Source organism: Enterobacter sp. JUb54, assembly GCF_014298075.1.
GTDB lineage: Bacteria > Pseudomonadota > Gammaproteobacteria > Enterobacterales > Enterobacteriaceae > Klebsiella > Klebsiella lignicola.
This window is the reverse complement of sequence record NZ_CP060418.1, coordinates 4,229,203-4,252,875: the sequence shown is the minus strand read 5'-3', so window position 1 is coordinate 4,252,875 and position 23,673 is coordinate 4,229,203. Positions and strand designations below refer to the sequence as shown.

Sequence of the window (23,673 nt, the reverse complement as noted above, 5' to 3'; positions counted from 1 at the left end):
ATGCAACGTTGCGGATGGGTAAGCCAGGACCCGCTTTATATCGATTATCATGATACCGAGTGGGGCGTTGCGCAAAGAGATGCCCATAAACTGTTTGAAATGATCTGCCTTGAGGGCCAGCAGGCCGGGCTGTCGTGGATAACGGTCCTGAAAAAACGCGAAAATTATCGCCAGGCCTTTCATCATTTCGACCCCGTTCGCGTCGCAGCCATGGACAACGCCGATATTGAACGGCTGGTGCTGGATGCCGGTATTATTCGTCATCGTGGGAAAATTCAGGCTATTATTGGCAACGCGCGCGCTTTCCTGGAAATGGAGCAAAGTGGCGAGCCTTTCAACGATTTTGTCTGGTCTTTCGTCGACAATCAGCCACAAATTTCCCATGCCGCCACCCTGGCGGAAATCCCGACCACGACCCCAGCTTCCGATGCGCTCTCAAAGGCGCTGAAAAAACGCGGCTTTAAGTTTGTCGGCTCCACAATCTGCTACTCCTTCATGCAGGCCTGCGGTCTGGTCAACGATCACGTGACGAGCTGCTTCTGCTACCCGGGAGGCGATGATGATCCGCAAGTGGGACGCTAACGATACCGCTCCGCTGCTCACCCTGTGGCTGGAAAGCACCATTCATGCGCATCCGTTTATCCGTGAAGCATACTGGCATGAGAGTCTCGCGGTAGTGCGCGATGTCTATCTGCCCGCCGCCAGCAGCTGGGTGTGGGAAGAGCATGGCGTGGTCAAAGGGTTTGTCAGCGTCATGGAAGCCCGCTTTATCGGTGCGCTGTTCGTCGCCCCGGATGCCATTCGGCGGGGCATCGGCAGCGCGCTGCTGGAGGAGGTCAAACAGCATTACCTCTGGCTAAGTCTGGAGGTGTATCAGAAAAACGTTGAGGCGGTGAATTTCTACCATGCGCAAGGCTTCCGGATAGAAGACTGCGCATGGCAGGATGATACCTTACAGCCGACCTGGATTATGCATTGGCCGGCGGATCAAACGCTGTAAGCGTCAGCGCGGGACCATCATATTTCTCCAGCCACGCCAGCGCCGTATTTCCGGCGCAGCCGTTGCCCAGCCGCGAGGTCGGGATATCTTTGGTCAGCATGTTCACCGCGCCGTTTTTGCAGATGCCCGCCTGCGGGTCAATATCAGGCCAGGCGCCTTCGTGCAGGCAGATAACGCCCGGACGAATGCCGTCGGTCACCACCGCGCCGGCCAGCACCTGGCCCCGCGCGTTCCAGACCCGCACCACATCACCGTCGGCAATATTGCGCGCCTGCGCATCCTGCGGGTGTATGGTCAGCGGTTCACGGCCGGCAACGGCGTAACGTTCACGTAGCGATGTGTGGTTAAGCTGGCTGTGCAGACGATGCGCCGGGTGCGCCGAGAGAACCTGCAGCTGCCCGGCCTGCGCGTTACCGTGCCACTCATCCGGTGCCAGCCACATCGGGTGTGGCGGACAGTCGGGATAGGCAAAACCGGCAATCGTCGGGGAGTGGATCTCAATTTTTCCGCTGGCGGTTTTCAACGGATGGGCCTGCGGGTCGGCGCGGAAGTCGGCGAAGCGGGCAAAGCGCGCATTCTCCGGGTTCTCCGGCATCTCTATCAGCTGGTTAGCCTGCCAGAATTGCTCAAACGGCGGCAGGGTGACCTGCTGGCTCGCCCCGCGTTGCGCCGCAATCTGGTAGAAACTCTCCAGCCACTGTAGATCACTTTTCCCTTCCGTAAAGCGCTCACGGCCCCCGGCTTCCCACCGCTCGCTGAGATCGGCAAAGACGTCAAAATCATCCCGCGCCTCATCGCGCGGCGCCACCACGCGCTTCATCGGGACCAGATGCTGGTTGCTGTAATCCCCGGTCATCGTCAGATCGTGACGTTCAAACGAGGTAGTCGCCGGCAAAACGATATCGGCATGACGAGCGGCGGCGGTCCAGAAGCATTCGGAAATCACGATAAGCTCCGGCTTCTGCCACGCCTGGATCAGGCGGTTGGTATCCTGGTGATGGGTAAAGTTGGCGCCGCCCGCCCACCAGACGAAACGGATATCCGGGAAGTGGCGGTCCATCCCGTTATGCTGATACGCGGCGCCGGGGTTTTCCAGCGCTTCGACGATACGCGCCACCGGGATTTTATCAACGGCGTCAGTGCCGCCCGCCACGCTGCCCTGCATCGATGCCAGCACCGCCGCCCGTCGGGTGGGGTTGCCGCCATTGGAAAAATGGTAAGAAAGCCCGAAGCCACCGCCAGGGGTACCAATCTGCCCCAGCATCGCGGCGAGAGTCACCAGCATCCAGTGTTTTTGCTCACCGTACTGCTGGCGCTGCATTCCCCAGCCGGACATCAGCATGGTGGTATTTTCGTGGAATAACGCCGCCAGTTCACGGATCTTAGCTGCGCTAACGCCGCAGATATCGGCGGCCCACTCGGCACTTTTCGGTGTGCCGTCGCTCTCGCCGGTCAGGTAGCGGGCGAAAATGTCATAGCCGCTGGTGTAGCGCGCAAGAAACGCCGTGTCCTGCCAGCCGTTTTCCACCAGCGTATGGGCGATCCCCAGCATCATCGCCACGTCCGTGCCCATATGGGGCGCGATCCACTCGCCGTCCTGGCCGAAGAAATCCACGGTTTCCGATCGCATCGGATCGATACAGATCACCCGCTTGCCGCTTTTGCGCAGCCGGTCAAACCATTCGATCCCCTGCTCATCGGAAGCGTTCCAGGCAATTTTTAGCGTATTCAGCGGGTTGGCGCTCCACAGCACCACCACATCGCTGTGCTCCAGCACCATCGGCCAGCTGGTTTGCTGCTGATACACCTCATTGCCACCCACGACATACGGCATAATCGCCTGCGCCGCCCCGGTGGAATAGTCACCCAGGTGGCCGGTGTATCCCCCCGCCAGGCTCATATAGCGTTGCAATAACGTCGCCGCTTTGTGCAGGACGCCGTTAGAGCGCCAGCCGTAGGAACCGGCAAAAATCGATGCGGGCCCGTAACTTTCCCGGATCCGTCGGTGCTGGGTATGGATAAGATCCAGCGCCTGCTGCCAGCTCACCCGGACAAACTCATCCTGGCCACGAACACCCTGCGGGTGCTCCGGCGAGTCCAGAAAACCTTTCCGTACCATCGGATAGCGCACGCGGGTTTTGCTATGCACTTGCTCGCGCACGGCGGTTTGCAGCGAGTTGGCGAAAGAGGTCTCCAGCGCGCCGCGAGACGAGAGGACATTTTCTCCATCCGTTTCAACCAGCATTGGCCCCCAGTGGGCTGCGGTTAAGATGGTTTCGGTTGCAGATGAGGTTGGCAAAGCAGGCTCCTGGTCAGCGAATGCAGGTGTGGTGACGGTCTGTTACGCGACCGTTCAATGTTATTTACAAAAAGAGATGTTATCCGGGGAATTTTCTACGCTTTTGGGCGTCATAATCAACCGTCACGCGCGCTGTGACAAAGAATAAAAAGGATTAAGGAAATAACATGAAAAAAAGCGTACTCATGATTGCGGCGGTAGTTAGCGGCACCCTGGCCATTTCTGGCTGTACCACTAACCCGTACACCGGCGAACGCGAAGCGGGCAAATCCGGGATCGGTGCCGGCATCGGCTCACTGGTCGGCGCGGGCGTAGGCGCCCTCTCCTCGTCGAAAAAAGATCGCGGTAAAGGTGCGTTGATTGGCGCAGCAGCCGGGGCGGCGCTGGGCGGCGGTATCGGTTATTACATGGATGTGCAGGAAGCAAAACTGCGCGAGAAAATGCAGGGAACCGGGGTCAGCGTGACGCGAAATGGCGATAACATCGTGCTGAACATGCCGAATAACGTCACTTTCGACAGCAGCAGCGCCAACCTGAAACCTGCCGGCGCCAACACCCTGACCGGCGTGGCAATGGTTCTGAAAGAGTATGAAAAAACCGCGGTGAACGTCGTGGGCTATACCGACAGCACCGGCGGTCAGGATCTGAATATGCGTCTGTCACAGCAACGTGCCGACAGCGTCGCCAGCGCGTTGATCACCCAGGGCGTTTCCGCAAACCGTATCCGCACCAGCGGACTGGGCCCGGCGAACCCGATTGCCAGCAACAGTACGGCAGAAGGCAAAGCGCAGAACCGTCGCGTGGAAATCACCCTCAGCCCGCTCCAGTAATCCCGCCGGTCATTGCACCGATTGCGGTTTCCTCCGCCCGGCAACGCTCACCTGCCGGGCAAAATGCTTGATATAGCCAATTTTCGCGCTAAGGTGTTCTCCAGATTTCAGCAAAGGATGCCATCATGGCGAAAGCGGCGCGAGCAACTATTAGCGATGTGGCGAAAGCCGCAAAGACCGGAAAAACCAGTATTTCACGCTATCTCAATGGCGAAAAACACCTGCTTTCCGATGACCTGCTGGCCAGAATTGAAGCCGCAATTGCTGAACTCAACTATCACCCCAGCCTGATGGCGCGCGGGCTGAAGCATGGCCGGACCCGGCTTATTGGCCTGATTATCGCCGACATCACCAACCCCTACTCCGTCAATGTCCTCAGCGGTATCGAAGCCGCCTGCCGGGAGAAAGGCTTTACCCTGCTGGTGTGTAATACCAACAACCAGCTCGACCAGGAGCTGCACTATCTCGACCTGCTGCGCAGCTATCAGGTTGAAGGTATCGTCGTCAATGCGGTGGGGATGCGTGAAGAGGGGCTGAATCGCCTGCAACAGTCGGCGCTGCCGATGGTGCTTATCGACCGCAAAATTCCTGATTTCGCCTGTGACGTCGTCGGTCTGGACAACACCCAGGCCGCGACTACGGCGACAGAGCATCTGGTAGAGAAAGGCTTCGAGGCCCTGCTGTTCCTGAGTGAACCGCTGGGTTCGGTGAACACCCGCCGCGAGCGCCTGAGCGCGTTTCGCGCCACGATCCAGCGCCACACCGGCATCGTCGCGGAGAACGCCGAAGTCCAGCTTAACGACGGCGCGATGCTGGATACGGTGCTGCGCCAGTTCTACTCCCGGCATCGCGGCATGCGCAAGGCGCTGATTTCCGCCAACGGCGCGCTGACGCTGCAGATTGCGCGCGCACTCAAACGGGTCGACCTGATTTGGGGCAGCGATATTGGCCTGCTCGGTTTCGATGAGCTGGAGTGGGCGGAGCTGGCTGGCGTGGGCATCACTACCCTGAAACAACCCACGTGGCAGATTGGCTATGCCGCCGTTGAACAGGTGGTTCGGCGTATTGAAGGCAGCAACGATCCTGTCTGCGAGCGGGTATTTTCCGGCGAGCTGATCGTGCGCGGCTCCACCTCCCGCTAATCATCCTTCGTGATGGTGATCATAAATCAGACATCCTTCGCTTTCCTTTGGAACCGGTACCATCTAGCGTTATAGAAAGATTCGCTACAGTGCTACCGGGAGTTTGTCAGATGGCCAGAAAGATTATTGTCGTGACCGCCGCCTATGGTCACGATCGCATTAAGGAACTGGGTGGGCAATCCGCCGTACTGCCGTTTATCGCCGGCTCCGGCGCCGACGGCGTGGAAATCCGCCGTGAATTATTCAGCGCGGACGAGCTCAATCAGCTGCCCGCGCTGGCGGCGGACATCGAGCGCCATAGCCTGTTAGCCTGCTATTCCGCGCCGGAAGCCCTGTTTGAAGCCAATGGCGCCCTCAACCCGCGCCTGCCGGCGCTGCTGCAGGAGGCGCAAACCCTCAACGCCCTGTGGTTGAAACTGTCGCTGGGCCACTTCACCCATCACCAGGATCTGGAAACGCTGCGCCACACTTTGCAGGAGAGCGGCATGGCGCTGGTGGTGGAAAACGACCAGACCGACTGCGGCCAGCTGGCGCCGATGCTGCGCTTTCAGTCCGCCTGCCGGGTGAAACAGCTGCCGGTGACCCTGACCTTCGATATGGGGAACTGGCTGTGGGTTGGCGATTCGCCCGAAGAGGCCGCCCGCCATCTGGCGCCCACCGTCAGCTATATCCATGTCAAAGCCGCAGAACCTCACCTGGAAAACTATCGCGCCGTTCCCCCTGATGAAGCGCCGACGCGCTGGCTGGCCCTGCTCGATAACCTGCCCGCCGATGCCCCGCGCGGTATCGAATTTCCGCTGGTTGGCCACGATCTGACGGCCGTGACCCGCCGCTACGTCAATTTGCTACGCGAGGAGTAAGCCATGGAAAACAAGGTGATAGAAAGCTCGAACACGCAAACCCCATTAGATGTCATCACCATTGGCGAAGCGATGGCCATGTTTGTCGCCACGCAAACCGGCGATCTGGCCGACGTCGAGCACTTTATCAAACGCGTGGCAGGGGCGGAGTTAAACGTCGCCACCGGTCTGGCTCGTCTGGGGCTGAAAGTGGGCTGGGTCAGCCGCGTCGGCAAGGACAGCTTCGGCCGTTTTGTCCTGCGTTCACTGGCAAAAGAGGGCATTGATGCGCGCGGCGTTAGCGAAGACAGCCGTTACGCAACCGGCTTCCAGCTGAAATCAAAAGTCGAAAATGGAACCGATCCCATTGTGGAGTACTTCCGTAAAGGCTCCGCCGCCAGCCACCTCTCGACGGATGATTTCCACGCCGATTACTTCGCCAGCGCCCGCCATCTGCACCTCAGCGGCGTGGCGGCGGCACTGTCAGAAAGCTCATATACCCTGCTGGATCATGCGGCCAGCACCATGAAAGCCCAGGGGAAAACGATCTCTTTCGATCCTAACCTGCGCCCGGTGCTGTGGAAGAGTGAGGCCGACATGGTCGAGAAGCTTAACCAGCTGGCCTTCCAGGCCGATTGGGTTCTGCCGGGCCTGAAAGAAGGGATGATCCTCACCGGCCAGCAGACCCCGGAAGGTATCGCAGATTTCTATCTGACGCGCGGCGTGCAGGCGGTGATTATTAAAACCGGCTCCGACGGCGCCTGGTTTAAAACCGCCGCGGGTGAGCAAGGGGCGGTCGCCGCCGTCACCGTCGACAACGTGGTTGATACCGTGGGCGCTGGCGATGGTTTTGCCGTCGGGGTGATCAGCGCCCTGCTGGAAGGTCACGCGCTGCATCATGCGGTGCAACGCGGGAACCGCATCGGCGCGCTGGCGATTCAGGTCCAGGGCGATAGCGAAGGATTACCGACTCGCGAGGCGCTGGGCGAATAGCCCAGGCTGGCGAACCATAACAGCCTCTTCTGTACCCTACATACAGCGGCGGCATCATAAACCTCAACTTTAGAGGCAAGCCTATGAACAGCTCAACCAATGCAGCAAAACGTTGGTGGTACATCATGCCTATCGTGTTTATCACGTACAGCCTGGCGTACCTCGACCGCGCAAACTTCAGTTTTGCTTCGGCAGCGGGCATTACTGAAGATTTAGGCATTACCAAAGGGGTGTCGTCGCTCCTGGGGGCGCTTTTCTTCCTCGGCTATTTCTTCTTCCAGATCCCGGGGGCGATTTACGCCGAGCGCCGCAGCGTGCGCAAACTGATTTTTATCTGTCTGATTCTGTGGGGTGCCTGCGCCTCGCTGACCGGCATGGTACACAATATTCCGGCGCTGGCGGCTATCCGCTTTATTCTGGGCGTCGTCGAAGCGGCAGTGATGCCGGCCATGCTGATTTACATCAGTAACTGGTTTACCAAATCTGAACGCTCGCGGGCCAATACCTTCTTAATTCTGGGGAACCCGGTCACGGTACTGTGGATGTCGGTGGTATCCGGCTACCTGATTCAGTCCTTCGGCTGGCGTGAAATGTTCATTATTGAAGGCGTCCCAGCGGTGCTTTGGGCCTTCTGCTGGTGGGTGCTGGTAAAAGACAAACCGTCACAGGTCAACTGGCTTGCTGAAAGCGAAAAAGCGGCGCTGCAGGCGCAACTGGAAAGCGAACAGCAGGGCATCAAAGCCGTGCGTAACTACGGCGAAGCCTTCCGTTCACGTAACGTTATTCTGCTGTGCATGCAGTATTTTGCCTGGAGCATCGGGGTGTACGGTTTCGTCCTGTGGCTGCCGTCGATTATCCGCAGCGGCGGTGTCAATATGGGCATGGTGGAAGTGGGCTGGCTCTCTTCCGTACCGTACCTGGCCGCAACTGTCGCGATGATCGTAGTGTCATGGGCGTCCGATAAAATGCAAAACCGTAAACTGTTCGTCTGGCCGCTGCTGCTGATTGGCGGGCTGGCCTTTATCGGTTCCTGGGCGGTCGGCGCCAACCATTTCTGGGCTTCATATACCCTGCTGGTGATTGCCGGTGCAGCGATGTATGCCCCTTATGGCCCGTTCTTCGCCATTATCCCGGAAATGCTGCCACGTAACGTCGCCGGCGGCGCGATGGCGCTGATTAACAGCATGGGTGCGTTAGGTTCGTTCTTTGGCTCGTGGTTCGTGGGTTACCTGAACGGCAGCACCGGCAGCCCGTCCGCCTCATACATTTTCATGGGGGTGGCGCTTTTCGTCTCGGTATGGCTTACTTTAATTGTTAAGCCTGCTAATCATCAAAAACTTCCGCTTGGCGCTCGACACGCCTGACCTTTATCACCAGGGAGATCCGCATGAAGCCGTCCGTTATTCTCTACAAAACGCTTCCCGACGACCTGCTACAACGTCTGGAAAAACACTTTACCGTGACTCAGGTTAAGAATCTGAGCCACGACACTATCCAGCAGCACGCCGATGCCTTTGCCAACGCGGTAGGGCTGCTGGGATCGAGCGAAAAAGTTGATGCCGCGTTACTGGAGAAAATGCCCAGGCTTCGTGCTACCTCAACCATCTCCGTCGGCTACGACAACTTCGATGTTGCGGCGCTGAACGCGCGTAAGGTGCTTCTGATGCATACGCCGACCGTGCTCACCGAAACGGTGGCCGATACGGTGATGGCGCTGGTGTTAAGCACGTCGCGTCGCGTCGTCGAAGTGGCGAATCGCGTGAAAGCCGGGGAGTGGACCAAAAGCATTGGTCCGGATTGGTTCGGCACCGATGTGCACCACAAAACGCTGGGGATCGTCGGCATGGGCCGCATTGGGATGGCGCTGGCACAACGGGCGCACGCCGGTTTCGGCATGCCGATTCTGTACAATGCCCGCAGCCGACATCCACAGGCGGAGGAGCGCTTCAACGCGCGTTACTGCGATCTGGATACGCTGCTGCAGGAAGCCGATGTGGTCTGCCTGATCCTGCCGTTGACCGCGGAAACGCATCATCTGTTCAACGCCGACAAATTTGCCCTAATGAAGTCCTCCGCCATCTTTATTAATGCCGGACGCGGTCCGGTCGTTGATGAACAGGCGCTGATCGCAGCATTACAGCAAGGCGAAATCCACGCGGCGGGGCTTGATGTTTTCGAGCAGGAACCGCTGGCGAAAGACTCTCCGTTGCTGAGTCTGCCGAATGTCGTCGCGCTGCCGCATATCGGTTCCGCTACCCATGAGACCCGCTACAACATGGCGGCCTGTGCGGTAGATAACCTGATTGATGCGCTGAATGGTCAGGTGGACAAAAACTGCGTTAACCCGCAGGTAAAGTGAAGGGATAAGCTGATACTACCCGGCAGCATACGGCCGGGCAGTCTCCCGGGTCGGCCTCAGAGCCAGACCCGGGGTGGCAAACCGATTAACGCGTTGCGTTAACTGCCGCCGTCCACGCCTGGTTGAAAGCCTGATGCTGGGCAGCCAGCGGGCCAATCAGGGTGTTGTACTGGCTGGCCTGCTGCGACGTCGGGAACTGGATCCCGTTCGCCACGAAGCTCACCTGAGTATTTTGCTGAGCGATGAAATCACCCACCTGTACCAGCTGCTGCGTGAAGACCTGCGCGGCAGGGATCAGCGGCTGCAATGCATTGGCCGGAGTGGTCACGACTTTATTGTAAACCTGGTCAAAGACCGGCTTCAGATCGTCACCCTGCTTCAGCGCGCTATGTGCGCCATCGGCCTGCATTTTTGCATTTTCCAGCTGCTGGCTCAGCACGCCCAGCGCACCGTTTGCCTGGCGCAGCGGTTCACGCTGAGTCACATAATCCTGGGGAACGCGAATCGCGCCCACGCTATCTACGACCGGACGCAGACCTGCATCCATCGCCTGACTTACCTGCTGTGAATAGCCGTAAATCACCGCGTAATCGGAGACAAAAGGACCGAACTGTTTTTTCTGATCGGCAGTCAGCGTCGGCAGACGTTCGCCGCTACGCATTGCCGTATTTTGCAGGAAATCGATAAACGCTTTGCGCTGATCGCCTTCTTTATCAAAACACCCACTCAGGCTAACCACCATCAATAAGGCCGCAATAGCCGCAAACCAGCGAGAGCAGGACTTTCCTGTCGCCATTTTTTTACTCCTTTCAGCCAAAAAAAGCGCACACAGACACACACGTGCCAGACGCTGACAAGGATAGTCCAGGTCGGCCCGGCAGGATACTCTTTCCTGACAATCTCCGCAGGAAAAGCACGGTTCCCGGCGTTTTATCGCCAGAGGCTGGCGTATGTTAAGCCCATCACAATTACCGCCATCATTCATCGGTCGCTAAAAAACAACAACTTCATGATTTAACTAATATTTAAAAAACACACTTTCTGCCCGACGGCGAAAGCGAACGATAATCGCACGCTTCCTGGCGTGCCTGCGTTGCCTGGGTAGGCGTTCGGTGATTTGATAAACGAGCGATTAACGGCAACTCGTTCGATTATCGCACAAATTATCTCAACGACAGCGAGGGAGTGAGTCATCACCCTGCCCCGCTCTGGCTGCCAGGAATGCCGTATGAATAAGACAACCATCGATATTCAGGCTTTTATTAATGAACATCCGTTTACCAGATATCAGTGGATGATTCTGGCCTTATGCTTTATCACCGTCGCGCTGGACGGGTTCGATACCGCCATTATCGGTTTTATTGCCTCTGACCTGGTGCAGGAATGGGGCGTGGAGAAATCCGCCTTAGGCCCGGTGATGAGCGCCGCGCTGGTCGGTCTGGCGGTTGGTGCGCTGACCGCCGGCCCGCTGGCTGACCGCATTGGTCGCAAGAAAGTCCTGCTCATGTCGATTGTGGTTTTCGGCAGCTTTAGTCTGTTGACCGCCTTCGCCACCAGCCTCAACCAGCTGGCGCTGCTGCGCTTTTTGACCGGCCTGGGACTTGGCGCCGCGATGCCTAACGCGGCCACGCTGTTGAGCGAATATGCCCCTGAACGCCGTCGCGCGTTGCTAGTGAACCTGATGTTCGTCGGCTTCCCGATGGGTTCATCGCTGGGCGGCTTTCTCTCGGCCTGGATGATCCCCCATTACGGCTGGCAAAGCGTGTTGATCCTCGGCGGCGTCATGCCGCTGCTGCTGGCGGTGGCGCTGGTGTTCTTATTGCCGGAGTCGGCGCGCTATATGGTCGTCAAACGCCAGCCAGCGCCACGTATTGCGGCGATTCTCCGGCGTATCGCGCCGCTGCCGGAGCAGGTTGACTTTACGCTGCATGAAGCCGACCAGGTGAAAGAGAAATCGGCGCTGGCGGTGATTTTCTCGCCGCGCTACATCGTCGGGACCGTGATGCTGTGCATGACCTACTTTATGGGGCTGCTCATCTTCTATTTACTGACCAGCTGGCTGCCGCTGCTGATTCGCGAAACCGGCGCATCGATGAGCCAGGCATCAATCATCACCGCGTTGTTCCCGCTGGGCGGCGGTATCGGGGTACTGATCCTCGGCGCGCTGATGGACAAGATAAACCCCAATAAAGTGGTGGCTGTGGGCTGGCTGTTGACCGGTATTTTCGTCTGCCTCGTGGGCTTCTCTACCAGCAGCCTGGTCTTGATGGGGGTGATGGTGTTTATTGCCGGCAGCATCATGAACGGCGCGCAATCCTCAATGCCCGCCCTGGCCGCCGGATTTTATCCGACCCAAGGTCGGGCGACCGGCGTGGCATGGATGCTGGGTATCGGCCGATTTGGCGGCATCCTTGGTGCCTTCAGCGGTGCGTTCCTGATGCAGGCTCAGCTCTCCTTCGAGACCATTTTCACCCTGCTGTCGATTCCGGCGTTCTTATCTGCCGGTGCGCTGCTGGTGAAATATAAGATGAGCAAGCAGCAACAGGCATCGCCTCAGACCCAGGCAAAAAGCATGCAAAAAGCCTGATCCTCAGGCCAGCGGGAAGCCGCTGGCCTGACCGTTTTCATCAGCGTTTACAAAAATTTTCCATAGCCGATCGACTGATGATTAATCATCACCTTACCTGCCGTTTTCCTCTGCGTATCGCCGCTCAAACGATAGCCTGCATGCACATAATCACCCACGTGATCATTATTTGCCTTTTTTCTGACTATTCTTAATAGGCTAAATAAATCTACCCTTTTGCTGTGTGATAAAAGGAGTTCTCAATGGAATATAAAGATCCCGTGTTTGAACTGCTTAGCAGCCTGGAACAAATTGTTTTTAAAGATATTTCGCCGACTAACGCCCAGCCCAGGAAGCAGACCGCATTCAGCGAGTTTGAGCGGCTTCGTCAAGGCAGCGGCCTGCAAATTGATGATTTTGCCAATGCCATGGGCGTCAGCGTGGCGATGGTACAGGAGTGGGAATCAAGACGGGTGAAACCCTCTTCCACCGAGCTCAAATTAATGCGCCTGATTCAGGCAAACCCTCAGCTTTCAAGGCAACTTCTCGACTAAAGTTCTATAATGAAGTGAGGGTCTGACTACGGTCCTGATACGGGACCGTTTTTATTTGTGTGAAAAAAAGGTTTGCTATCGCTACGCAAAAATGAGTTAATGCTCGCAGGTTTGATGTACAGACCACAGAGCATTGGTATAGAGTAGTCCTTGAGCGGTTATCATAGATACCCCGGTAGTGAACTTTCCCTTTATAGCTTCAAATCTGTAGTCCAGACCTTATCGCCGAAAGGTTCATTTATTATTTAAAGGTATTTCGCTATGTCCGGTAAAATGACTGGTATCGTAAAATGGTTCAACGCTGACAAAGGCTTCGGCTTCATCACTCCTGATGACGGTTCTAAAGACGTGTTCGTACACTTCTCCGCTATCATGAACGATGGCTACAAATCTCTGGATGAAGGTCAGAAAGTTTCCTTCACCATCGAAAGCGGCGCTAAAGGCCCGGCAGCTGGTAACGTAACCAGCCTGTAAGCTTAAATTAAGCTCAGAATTCAAGATCCCTGCCTCACGGCGGGGATTTTTTTATCTGTAGATCAACAACCGCCGTCTTCACAGAGGGCGGTTTTTTTGTCTTCACAGCGCTGAAAAATGCCAGCCTTCCATGCGCCACTCCAGCGAGTGGGTCAGCCGCAATCCCTGGAGAAAATCATCGTCATGCGACACGACAATCATCGCCCCAGGAAACGCCGCTAATGCCGACTCAATAGCCCGGGTGGACACTAAATCAAGATGGTTAGTTGGCTCATCTAACAACAGAAGCTGCGCCGCTTCACGCCGCCACAGCACACAGGCCAGCGCGGCTTTTAATCGCTCGCCGCCGCTCAATGCCGACAACGGCAGATTAATTTTATCCGCCCCCAGTTGCAGTTGGGCAAGACGGCTGCGTAATGCGCCCGCCTCCAGCGGCGTATCATCAAGATTAAGGTGCGCCATGACCGACAGCGACAAATCCAGCTGCGACAAGTTCTGATCCAGCCAGGCCGCATGCACCGATACCCGACACTCGCCGGATAAAGGTGCCACCAGACCCATCAGCGTTTTCAGAAGCGTGGTTTTCCCGCAACCGTTAGGGCCACGCAACGCCACGCGCAGCGGTCCGTCAAGCCGCCAGTCAAGCGGCAGAGTGTCAGAAAATGCCAGCTGTAAAGCGTCGAGGACTAATACCTGTTTGCCGGCGGAAATCTGACTCCCCGGCAAGGTAAACATCACCGCCGCCTCTTCTTCAACCCGCTCACGCGCCTGAGCAACCGCAGCGTTTAGTGCGCTATTTTGTTCCCGGTGCTGGCGATGCACTGTACCCGGACGCTCCTTCGCCGCCCCTTTGTATTTCACCCGCTCAAAGGAGGCGATATTCAGCGTATCAACCACTCGCAGTGTCTGAGCAGAGCGTCGCTGGCTGGCGTCATGTTCCTTTTGCATCCGTATACGCGTACGACGGCGCTCGGTTGCAGCATGTTCCAATGCCGAACGTGCCGCCTGCTGCTCCACATCACGCTGCTGCTGATAATCGGCGTAGTTGCCTCCGTAGCTGCGCAGCGCGCCGGGCGTGTGTTCAAGTATGCGCGGCATGTTAGCCAACAGCGCACGATCGTGACTCGCTATCAGCGCCCCTCCGGGCCAGCGTTCAAGCTGTTGATACAACCAATCGCGTCCTTGTCTGTCCAGATGGTTAGTTGGCTCGTCCAGCAATAAATAGTCCGCGCCTGACAGAAAGGCCCCGCACAGCAACGCTTTCACCCGCTCCCCGCCGCTCAGTGAAGATGCGAGTCGATCGGGGGAAAACGCTGGCAGATCAGCAGCTTCAAACGCCGTACTCAGGCGATCGCGTAGATCCCAGAAACCTTCCAGGCTATCGACGTCATCAGGCAGCCCTTCACCGCACTCAAGCCGCCGCAAAGCAGAAAATATGGACTCATAGCCCAACAGGGCAGCCAGCGATGTGCTGGAGGTGATAGCCGGCTGTTGGGCAACATAGGCCAGTGAGGTACCGCGTTCGATATGTCCACCAGAGGGAGAATCTATGCCCGCCAGCAGGCGCAGCAGCCGGGTTTTCCCGACGCCATTTCGCCCGACCAGACCGCAGAGTGAACTCTCCAGCGCGATATTCAGCGGACCAAAAAGCATTTCTCCCGTCGCAAACTGACAGGTGACCTGATGCAAAATAAAAGAGGGGGATTGGGCACAATGGGCCATAAGCACTCCTGAATGAAATCAATACATCCCCTGCTGACGCAGTGCGCTAGCAAGGATCCGAATTCAGCAGGCGTGTTTGTCCATTTCAGTGTGCTCTCAGTGAGACGAGGGATTCGTCGGGGCATAGAATAGCCATACCCCCGCCCTTATGACAAGGTTAATTTTCCAACAACCGTGATCAGGCTAATCAACTCTCCCCGCTAGCAGATGCAAAACACTGTCGATATCGCTTAATTTTTATCGCTCAATTTTCATTCTAATTTTTTGACAGAGATGAGCAAATTGTTCTGATTTTAATCAGTCGTCAATAGTCCTATTATTTATCACATCAGAGCAACAACGCGCTCTAACACACAAAACCACTTAAGGAATATGACCATGAAATCTATCAAAACTTTAGCTGTAGTTTCCGCTCTCTCCCTGATGTCTTTCGGTGCGTTTGCCCAGAGTATCAGCACCACCGCCTCCACGCTGGACCGCGCAGAAGCGAAAATTGCCGCTCAGGCAGCCGAACAGGGTGCGTCATACAAAATCACCAGCGCCCAGTTTAACAACCGCGTGCATATGACTGCCGAACTGACCAAATAAGTCGTCCCCGTTTTTGCCGGGCCGCCGGACGTGAACCAGACAGGCGACAACGACAACACGATGAAGAAGGAATACAGAATGAAAAATATCAGCGTGATCACCGCCCTGTTGCTGGCTGCTTCACTCTCCTCTGGCGTGATGGCCGCAGAGCGTCAGCCTGCACAGCCGGAAGCCGGTTCGAACATTGATACCTCAGTGCATCAGAATCGCATCAACGTCAGCCACGCGTTTGATAAAGAGAACCTGACTGCAGGGACTCTGCAATAAATCAGAAGGGCCGAACGGCCCGTAGATGAGCTAATCCATCGCTTAGCGCATAAAAAAACCTGCCATCGGGCAGGTTTTTTGTTTTGCAGACGCAACCGTTACTGCAGCAGAGAGATATCCGCAACCTGCAGGAACAGCTCGCGAAGCTTCGACAGCAGCGTCAGACGGTTGATACGCACGTCTTTATCTTCGGCATTCACCATCACGTTCTCAAAGAACTCATCCACCGGCTCACGCAGGGCGGCCAGCTCGATCAGCGCTTCCTGATAACGACCTTCGGCAAAGTACGGCTGCAGCTTATCGCGCAGTACGACCAGGTTTCTGGCGAGGTTCATCTCAGCATCTTCCTTCAGCACCGAGGCGTGAACGATGTCGTTCAGAACTTCGTCGGACTTCGCCAGGATGTTGGAAACACGCTTGTTGGCCGCGGCCAGTGCAGACGACGCTTCCAGAGTACGGAAGTGCGATACCGCCTTCATGCGGGCATCGAAATCTGCCGGACGGGTCGGACGACGCGCCAGTACCGCCTGAATGGTGTCAACGGTGTAGCCTTCATCCTGATACCAGGCGCGGAAACGACCGAGCATGAAGTCGATAACATCATCGACAACCTTCGCGTTGGTCAGCTTGTCGCCGTACAGACGCACCGCTTCTTCAGTCAGCGTCTGCAGATCCAGATTCAGGTTCTTCTCGACGATGATGCGCAGCACGCCCAGCGCGGCACGACGCAGCGCAAACGGGTCTTTATCACCTTTAGGATGCTGGCCGATGCCAAAGATACCCGCCAGGGTGTCCATCTTGTCGGCAATCGCCACGGCACAGGCTACCGGGTTGGACGGCAGGTCATCACCGGCAAAGCGCGGCTGATACTGCTCGTTCAGCGCGACGGCAACGTCTTCGGCTTCGCCATCATGGCGCGCGTAGTGCATCCCCATGACGCCCTGAGTATCGGTGAACTCGAAGACCATATTGGTCATCAGGTCGCACTTCGACAGCAGGCCTGCACGGGTCGCGTGGTTAACGTCGGCGCCGATCTGACCGGCAATCCAGCCCGCCAGGGCCTGAATACGGTCGGTTTTGTCGCGCAGCGTGCCCAGCTGCTGCTGGAACAGCACGGTCTGCAGACGCGGCAGATGATCTTCCAGACGCTTTTTACGGTCGGTATTGAAGAAGAACTCCGCATCCGCCAGGCGCGGACGAACCACCTTCTCGTTACCGGAGATGATCTGCTGCGGGTCTTTAGATTCGATGTTAGCCACGAAGATAAAGTTCGGCAGCAGTTTGCCGTCCTCGGCATACACCGGGAAGTACTTCTGGTCACCTTTCATGGTGTAAACCAGCGCTTCAGACGGTACCGCGAGGAATTTTTCTTCGAATTTCGCTGTCAGGACTACCGGCCACTCGACCAGCGAGGTGACCTCTTCCAGCAGGCTTTCGCTGAGATCGGCTTTACCACCAATCTTCTGCGCCGCAGCTTCTGCGTCGGCTTTAATCATCGCTTTACGCGTTGCGTAATCCGCCACCACTTTGCCGCGCTCCAGCAGAATCTGCGGATACTGATCGGCATTGTCGATGGTGAACTCCGGCTCGCCCATAAAGTGGTGACCACGAATCACGCGGTCGGAAGCGATACCCAGAATCGTTGCCGGGATCACTTTATCACCCAGCAGCAGCGTCACGGTGTGGACCGGACGGACGAAGTGGACGTCAGAGTCGCCCCAACGCATCAGTTTCGGGATCGGCAGTTTCGCGAGTGAGGTTGCTACCATGTTTGGCAGCAGCGCTTCGGCGCTTTCGCCCGTCACATGCGCACGATACAGCAGCCATTCACCTTTATCGGTAGCCAGACGCTCGGCCTGGTCGACGGTGATCCCGCAGCCACGCGCCCAGCCTTCGGCCGCTTTGCTCGGTTTGCCTTCTGCATCAAACGCCGCAGAGACTGCCGGGCCGCGTTTTTCGACTTCGCGATCCGGCTGAGATGCCGCCAGGTTAGCGACTTTCAGCGCCAGACGACGCGGTGCAGCAAACCATTCAACGGCGCCGTGGGCGAGGCCAGCAGCATCCAGTTCCGCGGTAACATTCGCAGCAAAGGATTCAGCCAGGCTGCGCAGGGCTTTTGGTGGCAGCTCTTCGGTGCCGATTTCCACCAGGAAAGTTTTATCAGACATGGCCGCCTCTTATTTGTTTTTGTTGCACATCGGGAAGCCGAGGGCTTCACGGGAAGCGTAGTAAGCTTCCGCCACTGCTTTGGTCAGGGTGCGAATGCGCAGGATATAGCGCTGACGCTCGGTGACGGAAATGGCTTTACGTGCATCCAGCAGGTTGAAGCTATGGGCGGCCTTCAGAATACGCTCGTAGGCAGGCAGCGGCAGCGGGTTTTCCAGCGCCAGCAGCTGCTGTGCTTCTTTCTCATACTGCTCGAAGCAGGAGAACAGGAAGTCGACATCCGCGTATTCAAAGTTGTAGGTCGATTGCTCGACTTCGTTCTGATGGAACACGTCGCCGTAGGTGGTTTTACCCAGCGGGCCGTCGCTCCAGACCAGGTCGTAAACGCTGTCTACGCCCTGAATGTACATTGCCAGACGTTCCAGACCGTAGGTGATCTCACCGGTAACCGGTTTGCATTCCAGGCCACCCACCTGTTGGAAGTAAGTGAACTGCGTCACTTCCATGCCGTTCAGCCACACTTCCCAACCCAGACCCCAGGCACCCAGCGTCGGGTTTTCCCAGTTGTCTTCCACGAAGCGAATATCGTGAATGGTCGGATCCATACCCAGCTCTTTCAGAGACCCAAGGTACAGCTCCTGAATGTTGTCCGGCGATGGCTTAATGACCACCTGGAACTGGTAATAGTGCTGTAAGCGGTTCGGGTTTTCGCCATAGCGACCGTCGGTCGGACGGCGGGAAGGCTGCACATAGGCGGTCGCCATCGGCTCTGGCCCCAGCGCACGCAGGCAGGTCATCGGGTGAGAGGTGCCGGCGCCGACTTCCATGTCCAGTGGTTGAACAATGGTGCAGCCCTGACGAGCCCAGTAATCCTGTAAGGTCAGGATCAGGCCCTGGAAGGTCCTGGTATCAAACTTTTGCATATTATTTCGTGCTGGATACGTGTGGATTTAAAGGAAGGGATCAGTATACCCGCTGGATGCGAGATATACAGTACGAAACGGTGTTGTTTAAACAAAATTGCGGAAATTAGCGCCATCATGGGGCATCAGAGCCCGATTTACCGCATAGAAAGATGTAAAAACTGCCCGTCTGGGTCAAAAGAACAGATAAAGTGCTCATTCTTCGAGGTCAGGCCAGAGAGCTCGTAGCTCCCCTGGAACTGCTCGAAACGGCTGACGTCCACCATTCGGGTTCCGGTACTATAGCGTTTCGCCGCCTGATCCTTGCACAGTTGCTCCATATTAAGGGTAATTTGCGGCGTAATACGCGCACGCTGCGCTTTTTGCACCGGCTGAGCTGGCGACTGGCTGCAGCCCGCAAGCAGGAGCACTAACAGACCAGAAAATAAATATTTCATCACCATTTTTTCCAACCGTTTTGTTAGCAAATTGTTATCTTGCAGGCTACGTGAAATCACCGGACCATTGTGCGAATCTCTCCACATCCCGACAAGAGTATTGCGGGAAACTCGGAATATTCCATTGCGACACCCTCCGATAAGGGAAGTCAGACTCTCTTTAAGCAGGAGCAACTGAGGCACTGATGCAGGAAAAAATACGCTGGATTACACATTTGCGCGGTATCGCATGCCTGATGGTGGTGATGATTCACAGCACCACGTGGTACATCACCCATCCCCATACGATTAACCTGCTGGACTGGGATATTGCCAACCTGCTTAACTCCGCGTCCCGGGCCAGCGTCCCGCTGTTTTTCATGATGTCAGGTTATCTGTTTTTCGGTGAACGCAGCGCCCAGCCGCGGCATTTCCTGCGTATCGTCCTGTGTGTACTGTTCTATAGCGCGCTGTCGCTGCTCTACATCACCTTGTTCACCCACATCAACGTGCTGCTGTCGCTGAAGAATCTGCTGCAAAAACCGGTGTTCTATCACCTGTGGTTTTTCTTCGCCATCATCGTCATTTACCTGCTCTCTCCGCTGCTGCAGGTGAAACAGGTGGCGCCCAAAATGCTGCTGGTCCTGATGCTGGTCATCGGCCTGCTGGCGAACCCCAACATGGTGTCGGTTAAAGCCGGCGGCATCGAATGGCTGCCGCTCAACCTCTACATCAACGGCGATACGTTTTACTACGTCCTGTATGGCGTGCTGGGCCGGGCAATAGGCATGATGGAGACGGAGAAAAAATGGCTCACGCTGCTGTGCGCCGGGCTTGTTGCCACGGCTGTCTGGGGGATTTCACGCGGGACTCTGCACGAGCTGGCGTGGCGGGGCGACTTCGGCGATACCTGGTATTTATACTGTGGACCGGCGGTGTTTATCTGCGCGATAGCCCTGTTCACGCTGGTGAAAAACACGCTGAACCAGTGCCAGATCCCTTTCCTGACGCTGATTGCCCGTCATTCGCTGGGGATCTACGGCTTTCATGCCCTGCTCATTCATGCGCTGCGGGCCAGCGGCCTGGTGCTGACCCGCTGGCCGCTGCTGGATATTTTGTGGGTGTTTGGTGCGGCGTTGTCGGGCAGCCTGCTGCTGTCGATACTGCTACAGCGCCTGGATACCCGACGTCTGGTCAGCTAATCCCCCGGATTTATGACGACATCAGCGGCAACAGCTGCTGATAAATCTGCCGGAAGGTTTCCCGGCGCGGCGCATAACGGGCAAAACGTTCGGCGTCGGGTCGGTGCGCCTGTTCCAGCGGCAATTGCGGCAGCAGGTCTGAGAACGCCACGCCTTTATGCAGCGCCAGCTGCGCCAGACGAGCGGCCCCAAGGGCTGGCCCGACGTCACCGCCGGTGCGGAAATCAAGCTGCTGACCGCTGATATCCGCCAGCATCTGCCGCCACCAGGGACTGCGCGCCCCGCCGCCAATCAGGGTGATACTTTCCGGTTTCACGCCGCAGGCATGCACCACGTCCATGCCGTCCGCCAGCGCATAACCCACGCCTTCCAGCACCGCGCGCGCCAGCTCCGCCGGGCCATGCTGATGAGTCAGGCCGAAAAATACGCCTTTGGCGTGCGGGTTGTTGTGCGGGGTACGCTCGCCGGAGAGATAGGGTAAAAACCAGACCGCATCGCTATGCTCATTCGCCGATTCCGCCGCGGCGATCAGCGCAGGCACGGTGCCAAGGCCGGTCAGTTTTGCAGCCCAATCCAGGCAGGAAGCAGCGCTCAGCATCACCGACATCAAATGCCAGCGACCCGGCAGGGCGTGGCAAAAACTGTGTACCGCGCTTTCAGGTTTGCTAAGAAAGCCGTTGCTGACCGCGAAATAGACCCCGGAGGTTCCCAAAGAGAGCATGGCCTGGCCCGCGTCCGCCATCCCCACGCCGACCGCGCCGGCAGCGTTATCGCCGCCGCCAGCCACCACCAGCGCCTGCGGCATATTCCAGGCCTGAGCGACCTCGGCACGCAGCGTCCCCGTCACCTCACAGCCCTCAAACAGCGCGGGCATGTTATCGCGGCTCAGGCCGCAGGCGGCGAGCATCTCATCGCTCCAGTCGCGTTTTTCGACATCCATCCACAGGGTGCCGGCGGCATCTGACATATCGCTGGCATAATCACCGGTCATCCGCAGACGGAGATAATCTTTCGGCAGCAGGACTTTATCGACCTGACGGAAGATCTCAGGCTCATGGTGCTGAACCCAGAGTAATTTCGGCGCGGTGAAACCCGGCATCATCAGGTTGCCGGTAATCTGCCGCGAGCGCCCCACGGCCTGTTCCAGCTCGGCACACTCGTCTCCGCTACGCCCGTCATTCCACAAAATCGCCGGACGCAGAACCCGCTGTTGTTTATCCAGCAACGTGGCGCCGTGCATCTGCCCGGCAATACCGATGGCTTTGACGTCGCGCAGCGCGTGCTGTGCGCCCAACGCCTGCATGGCGTGGTCTGTCGCCTGCCACCATTGCTCGGGGTCTTGTTCAGACCACAGCGGGTGTGGGCGCGATACGTTGAGGGGCGCGGTGTGCGACGCCAGAAGCTCACCCTGCTCATTGAGCAGAATGGCCTTCACGCCCGAAGTGCCTAAATCAATCCCGATGTACATACGGACTCTCCTTAATCGCGCGCCACGGCTAAGAGCCTATCCCAGTAGGCGTAGATGTTGCAGCCAGTTTGGGCACGGACAGCGCGGAACCACCGGAGCGTACACGCAGTACGTGAGGATGGTGAGCACTGCCCAGGGCCAAAATGGCAAATAAAATAGCCTAATGGGATCGGCTCTAAGCGTGGCGCGAGAATGCATGCTATTGCAACGCCCGGCAGTGCCGGGCGTCATCATTACTTATCAAAGAGATAATAGTTAACCAGATTCTCCAGTTGCTCCTGATGGCCGCTCTGGTGCTGCGGCGCCAGATTATGCTGCGCCGCGTACTGGGCGATCTCCGTCAGGGTCATTTTCCCGGACAGGATTTGCTGGCCCAGATCGCCGTTCCAGCCGGCGTAGCGCTTCGCGACGCGCTTATCCAGCTCTCCCTCTTCAATCATGCGCGCCGCCACTTTCAGCGACAGTGCCATGGTATCCATCGCCCCAATATGACCATAGAACAGATCGTATTTGTCGGTGCTCTGGCGACGCACTTTGGCATCAAAGTTCAGCCCGCCGGTGGTAAAACCGCCCGCTTTGAGGATTTCATACATCACCAGCGCATTCTCTTCCACGCTGTTCGGGAACTGGTCGGTGTCCCAACCCAGCTGCGGGTCGCCGCGGTTGGCATCGACGGACCCAAACAGCCCCAGCGCAATGGCGGTGGCAATTTCGTGGTGGAACGAGTGGCCGGCCAGGGTCGCGTGGTTGGCTTCAATGTTCAGTTTGATCTCTTTTTCGAGGCCGAACTGCTTGAGGAAGCCGTAGACGGTAGAGGCATCGTAATCGTACTGATGCTTGGTTGGCTCCTGCGGTTTAGGTTCAATCAGCAGCGTGCCCTGGAAACCGATTTTATGTTTGTGTTCAACCACCAGCTGCATGAAACGGCCAATTTGCTCACGTTCCTGGCGCAGGTCGGTATTCAGCAGGGTTTCGTAACCTTCACGACCGCCCCACAGGACATAGTTTTCCCCGCCCAGTTTGTGGGTCGCATCCATGGCGGTCACGACCTGAGTCGCCGCCCAGCTAAAGACTTCCGGATCCGGATTAGTCGCAGCCCCGGCACCGTAGCGCGGGTTGGTGAAGCAGTTTGCTGTGCCCCACAGCAGCTTCACGCCGCTTTGTTCCTGCTTCGCCGCCAGCACATCCACCATCCGGGAGAAATTCTCCAGGTACTCTTTCAGCGAGGCGCCTTCCGGAGAGACGTCCACATCGTGGAAGCAGTAATAGGGGACGTTCAGCTTGTGGAAAAACTCAAAGGCGACATCGGCTTTACGTTTGGCCATTTCCAGCGCATCGCCCGGCTGCTGCCACGGACGGTTAAAAGAGCCCACGCCAAACATATCGGCCCCGTTCCAGCAGAACGTATGCCAGTAGCAGGCGGCAAACCGCAGATGCTCTTCCATACGTTTGCCCAACACCAGCTCGTCCGGGTTGTAGTGACGGAATGCCAGCGGGTTAGTGGTTTTCGGGCCTTCATAACGAACGCGATCGAGTTGATCGAAATAGGTCTGCATAATGAACTCCATATTCAGGGATGCGGCGGGTAATATCTCTGACCTCAATATAGAATCGCTGTTTTACTTTCCTCAATTACGTTATTTCACACCACCATTGAGAGAATCCACAAACGTGCGCCAGATCCCATAACGCGATATTAATAACCACACCGCCACTTTCCCTTCAGAGACATATCAATGATATAGCGCAAACCATCATTTTTAAAAATAAGATCGTGGTCATAAATCAGCAAACAAACGAAATTTCGTAACCGCAAAATAAGCACAGATAATTGCCAGCGGTCCTTTGGCTGTTAAGAATCTACT

At 56.9% G+C, this 23,673-nt stretch carries 22 protein-coding genes; 14 read left to right on the top strand and 8 right to left on the bottom strand.

Annotated features, from left to right (window positions below):
• Together tag and HF679_RS19590 are read left to right on the top strand one after the other, a co-directional pair.
• The gene (gene tag / locus HF679_RS19595; RefSeq protein WP_123757183.1) at positions 1 to 582 is read left to right on the top strand and encodes a DNA-3-methyladenine glycosylase I; all 582 of its coding nucleotides are present in this window, start codon (positions 1 to 3) and stop codon (positions 580 to 582) included.
• On the top strand, positions 560 to 1,000 hold the full coding sequence (locus tag HF679_RS19590) for an N-acetyltransferase (protein WP_123757182.1): 441 nt from the start codon (positions 560 to 562) through the stop codon (positions 998 to 1,000). The genes tag and HF679_RS19590 overlap by 23 nt, the downstream gene beginning before the upstream one ends.
• Here HF679_RS19590 and HF679_RS19585 read toward each other — a convergent pair.
• On the bottom strand, positions 969 to 3,299 hold the full coding sequence (locus HF679_RS19585; protein WP_123757181.1) for a molybdopterin guanine dinucleotide-containing S/N-oxide reductase: 2,331 nt from the start codon (positions 3,297 to 3,299) through the stop codon (positions 969 to 971). The genes HF679_RS19590 and HF679_RS19585 overlap by 32 nt on opposite strands.
• A 167-nt stretch (positions 3,300 to 3,466) precedes the next feature.
• Between HF679_RS19585 and HF679_RS19580 the strand changes: the two genes are divergently transcribed.
• The 6 genes from HF679_RS19580 to ghrB all read left to right on the top strand — a co-directional run bounded on the left by HF679_RS19580 (position 3,467) and on the right by ghrB (position 9,462).
• A complete protein-coding gene (locus HF679_RS19580) occupies positions 3,467 to 4,129 on the top strand; it encodes an OmpA family lipoprotein (RefSeq protein ID WP_123757180.1) in 663 nt (220 codons plus the stop codon).
• Positions 4,130 to 4,254: 125 nt separating this feature from the next.
• Positions 4,255 to 5,271 carry a LacI family DNA-binding transcriptional regulator gene (locus HF679_RS19575; RefSeq protein WP_187042314.1) on the top strand — a complete coding sequence of 339 codons (1,017 nt, stop codon included), beginning with the start codon at positions 4,255 to 4,257 and terminating at the stop codon, positions 5,269 to 5,271.
• A gap of 110 nt (positions 5,272 to 5,381) precedes the next feature.
• A complete protein-coding gene (locus tag HF679_RS19570; RefSeq protein ID WP_123757178.1) occupies positions 5,382 to 6,131 on the top strand; it encodes a sugar phosphate isomerase/epimerase family protein in 750 nt (249 codons plus the stop codon).
• A 3-nt stretch (positions 6,132 to 6,134) separates the two neighbouring features.
• Complete coding sequence (locus HF679_RS19565) at positions 6,135 to 7,103, top strand: sugar kinase (protein WP_123757177.1); 969 nt, start codon at positions 6,135 to 6,137, stop codon at positions 7,101 to 7,103.
• Positions 7,104 to 7,186: 83 nt separating this feature from the next.
• Positions 7,187 to 8,467, top strand: coding sequence for an MFS transporter (locus tag HF679_RS19560; protein WP_123757176.1), 1,281 nt, complete (start codon positions 7,187 to 7,189; stop codon positions 8,465 to 8,467).
• Between the two features lie 23 nt (positions 8,468 to 8,490).
• The gene (ghrB, locus tag HF679_RS19555; RefSeq protein ID WP_123757175.1) at positions 8,491 to 9,462 is read left to right on the top strand and encodes a glyoxylate/hydroxypyruvate reductase GhrB; all 972 of its coding nucleotides are present in this window, start codon (positions 8,491 to 8,493) and stop codon (positions 9,460 to 9,462) included.
• Between the two features lie 85 nt (positions 9,463 to 9,547).
• On the opposite strand, the gene HF679_RS19550 is transcribed toward ghrB, so the two are convergent.
• Positions 9,548 to 10,258 (bottom strand): DUF3053 domain-containing protein, encoded by a 711-nt coding sequence (locus HF679_RS19550; protein ID WP_123757174.1) that lies wholly within the window; start codon positions 10,256 to 10,258, stop codon positions 9,548 to 9,550.
• Between the two features lie 432 nt (positions 10,259 to 10,690).
• Here HF679_RS19550 and HF679_RS19545 point away from each other — a divergent pair, with 432 nt between their 5' ends.
• From HF679_RS19545 to cspA, 3 genes are all read left to right on the top strand, one after another.
• Positions 10,691 to 12,049 (top strand): MFS transporter, encoded by a 1,359-nt coding sequence (locus HF679_RS19545; protein ID WP_123757173.1) that lies wholly within the window; start codon positions 10,691 to 10,693, stop codon positions 12,047 to 12,049.
• A 242-nt stretch (positions 12,050 to 12,291) separates the two neighbouring features.
• On the top strand, positions 12,292 to 12,582 hold the full coding sequence (locus HF679_RS19540; RefSeq protein WP_123757172.1) for an HTH-type transcriptional regulator: 291 nt from the start codon (positions 12,292 to 12,294) through the stop codon (positions 12,580 to 12,582).
• Positions 12,583 to 12,843: 261 nt separating this feature from the next.
• Entirely contained in the window at positions 12,844 to 13,056 is a 213-nt protein-coding gene (gene cspA, locus HF679_RS19535) for an RNA chaperone/antiterminator CspA (protein WP_004868803.1), read from the top strand.
• Positions 13,057 to 13,158: 102 nt separating this feature from the next.
• On the opposite strand, the gene HF679_RS19530 is transcribed toward cspA, so the two are convergent.
• Positions 13,159 to 14,778 carry an ABC-F family ATP-binding cassette domain-containing protein gene (locus HF679_RS19530; RefSeq protein ID WP_187042313.1) on the bottom strand — a complete coding sequence of 540 codons (1,620 nt, stop codon included), beginning with the start codon at positions 14,776 to 14,778 and terminating at the stop codon, positions 13,159 to 13,161.
• Positions 14,779 to 15,156: 378 nt separating this feature from the next.
• Between HF679_RS19530 and HF679_RS19525 the strand changes: the two genes are divergently transcribed.
• Together HF679_RS19525 and HF679_RS19520 are read left to right on the top strand one after the other, a co-directional pair.
• Positions 15,157 to 15,366, top strand: a complete 210-nt coding sequence (locus HF679_RS19525; RefSeq protein ID WP_123757170.1) for a YdgH/BhsA/McbA-like domain containing protein — start codon at positions 15,157 to 15,159, stop codon at positions 15,364 to 15,366.
• 78 nt (positions 15,367 to 15,444) lie between these two features.
• Entirely contained in the window at positions 15,445 to 15,633 is a 189-nt protein-coding gene (locus HF679_RS19520) for a hypothetical protein (RefSeq protein WP_123757169.1), read from the top strand.
• A gap of 98 nt (positions 15,634 to 15,731) precedes the next feature.
• Here HF679_RS19520 and glyS read toward each other — a convergent pair whose 3' ends face one another.
• The 3 genes from glyS to HF679_RS19505 form a co-directional block, all read right to left on the bottom strand.
• Positions 15,732 to 17,801, bottom strand: coding sequence for a glycine--tRNA ligase subunit beta (gene glyS / locus HF679_RS19515; protein WP_187042312.1), 2,070 nt, complete (start codon positions 17,799 to 17,801; stop codon positions 15,732 to 15,734).
• Between the two features lie 9 nt (positions 17,802 to 17,810).
• The gene (glyQ, locus tag HF679_RS19510; protein ID WP_004126458.1) at positions 17,811 to 18,722 is read right to left on the bottom strand and encodes a glycine--tRNA ligase subunit alpha; all 912 of its coding nucleotides are present in this window, start codon (positions 18,720 to 18,722) and stop codon (positions 17,811 to 17,813) included.
• Positions 18,723 to 18,859: 137 nt separating this feature from the next.
• Positions 18,860 to 19,165, bottom strand: a complete 306-nt coding sequence (locus HF679_RS19505) for a YsaB family lipoprotein (RefSeq protein ID WP_123757382.1) — start codon at positions 19,163 to 19,165, stop codon at positions 18,860 to 18,862.
• 179 nt (positions 19,166 to 19,344) lie between these two features.
• On the opposite strand from HF679_RS19505, the gene HF679_RS19500 reads away from it, so the two are divergent.
• Positions 19,345 to 20,340 (top strand): acyltransferase, encoded by a 996-nt coding sequence (locus HF679_RS19500; protein ID WP_123757167.1) that lies wholly within the window; start codon positions 19,345 to 19,347, stop codon positions 20,338 to 20,340.
• A gap of 10 nt (positions 20,341 to 20,350) precedes the next feature.
• On the opposite strand, the gene xylB is transcribed toward HF679_RS19500, so the two are convergent.
• Together xylB and xylA are read right to left on the bottom strand one after the other, a co-directional pair.
• On the bottom strand, positions 20,351 to 21,808 hold the full coding sequence (gene xylB, locus HF679_RS19495; RefSeq protein WP_187042311.1) for a xylulokinase: 1,458 nt from the start codon (positions 21,806 to 21,808) through the stop codon (positions 20,351 to 20,353).
• A 233-nt stretch (positions 21,809 to 22,041) separates the two neighbouring features.
• Positions 22,042 to 23,364 carry a xylose isomerase gene (gene xylA, locus HF679_RS19490; protein ID WP_123757165.1) on the bottom strand — a complete coding sequence of 441 codons (1,323 nt, stop codon included), beginning with the start codon at positions 23,362 to 23,364 and terminating at the stop codon, positions 22,042 to 22,044.
• Between the last annotated feature and the right edge of the window lie 309 nt (positions 23,365 to 23,673).

Coding starts and splice junctions, on each gene's coding strand:
- ghrB (WP_123757175.1), top strand. CDS start 8,491: ATGAAGCCGTCCGTTATTCTCTACAAAACGCTTCCCGACGACCTGCTA.
- HF679_RS19570 (WP_123757178.1), top strand. CDS start 5,382: ATGGCCAGAAAGATTATTGTCGTGACCGCCGCCTATGGTCACGATCGC.
- HF679_RS19550 (WP_123757174.1), bottom strand. CDS start 10,258: ATGGCGACAGGAAAGTCCTGCTCTCGCTGGTTTGCGGCTATTGCGGCC.
- HF679_RS19530 (WP_187042313.1), bottom strand. CDS start 14,778: ATGGCCCATTGTGCCCAATCCCCCTCTTTTATTTTGCATCAGGTCACC.
- tag (WP_123757183.1), top strand. CDS start 1: ATGCAACGTTGCGGATGGGTAAGCCAGGACCCGCTTTATATCGATTAT.
- xylB (WP_187042311.1), bottom strand. CDS start 21,808: ATGTACATCGGGATTGATTTAGGCACTTCGGGCGTGAAGGCCATTCTG.
- glyS (WP_187042312.1), bottom strand. CDS start 17,801: ATGTCTGATAAAACTTTCCTGGTGGAAATCGGCACCGAAGAGCTGCCA.
- HF679_RS19505 (WP_123757382.1), bottom strand. CDS start 19,165: ATGGTGATGAAATATTTATTTTCTGGTCTGTTAGTGCTCCTGCTTGCG.
- cspA (WP_004868803.1), top strand. CDS start 12,844: ATGTCCGGTAAAATGACTGGTATCGTAAAATGGTTCAACGCTGACAAA.
- HF679_RS19580 (WP_123757180.1), top strand. CDS start 3,467: ATGAAAAAAAGCGTACTCATGATTGCGGCGGTAGTTAGCGGCACCCTG.
- HF679_RS19560 (WP_123757176.1), top strand. CDS start 7,187: ATGAACAGCTCAACCAATGCAGCAAAACGTTGGTGGTACATCATGCCT.
- HF679_RS19540 (WP_123757172.1), top strand. CDS start 12,292: ATGGAATATAAAGATCCCGTGTTTGAACTGCTTAGCAGCCTGGAACAA.
- HF679_RS19565 (WP_123757177.1), top strand. CDS start 6,135: ATGGAAAACAAGGTGATAGAAAGCTCGAACACGCAAACCCCATTAGAT.
- HF679_RS19575 (WP_187042314.1), top strand. CDS start 4,255: ATGGCGAAAGCGGCGCGAGCAACTATTAGCGATGTGGCGAAAGCCGCA.
- HF679_RS19590 (WP_123757182.1), top strand. CDS start 560: ATGATCCGCAAGTGGGACGCTAACGATACCGCTCCGCTGCTCACCCTG.
- glyQ (WP_004126458.1), bottom strand. CDS start 18,722: ATGCAAAAGTTTGATACCAGGACCTTCCAGGGCCTGATCCTGACCTTA.
- HF679_RS19520 (WP_123757169.1), top strand. CDS start 15,445: ATGAAAAATATCAGCGTGATCACCGCCCTGTTGCTGGCTGCTTCACTC.
- xylA (WP_123757165.1), bottom strand. CDS start 23,364: ATGCAGACCTATTTCGATCAACTCGATCGCGTTCGTTATGAAGGCCCG.
- HF679_RS19545 (WP_123757173.1), top strand. CDS start 10,691: ATGAATAAGACAACCATCGATATTCAGGCTTTTATTAATGAACATCCG.
- HF679_RS19525 (WP_123757170.1), top strand. CDS start 15,157: ATGAAATCTATCAAAACTTTAGCTGTAGTTTCCGCTCTCTCCCTGATG.
- HF679_RS19500 (WP_123757167.1), top strand. CDS start 19,345: ATGCAGGAAAAAATACGCTGGATTACACATTTGCGCGGTATCGCATGC.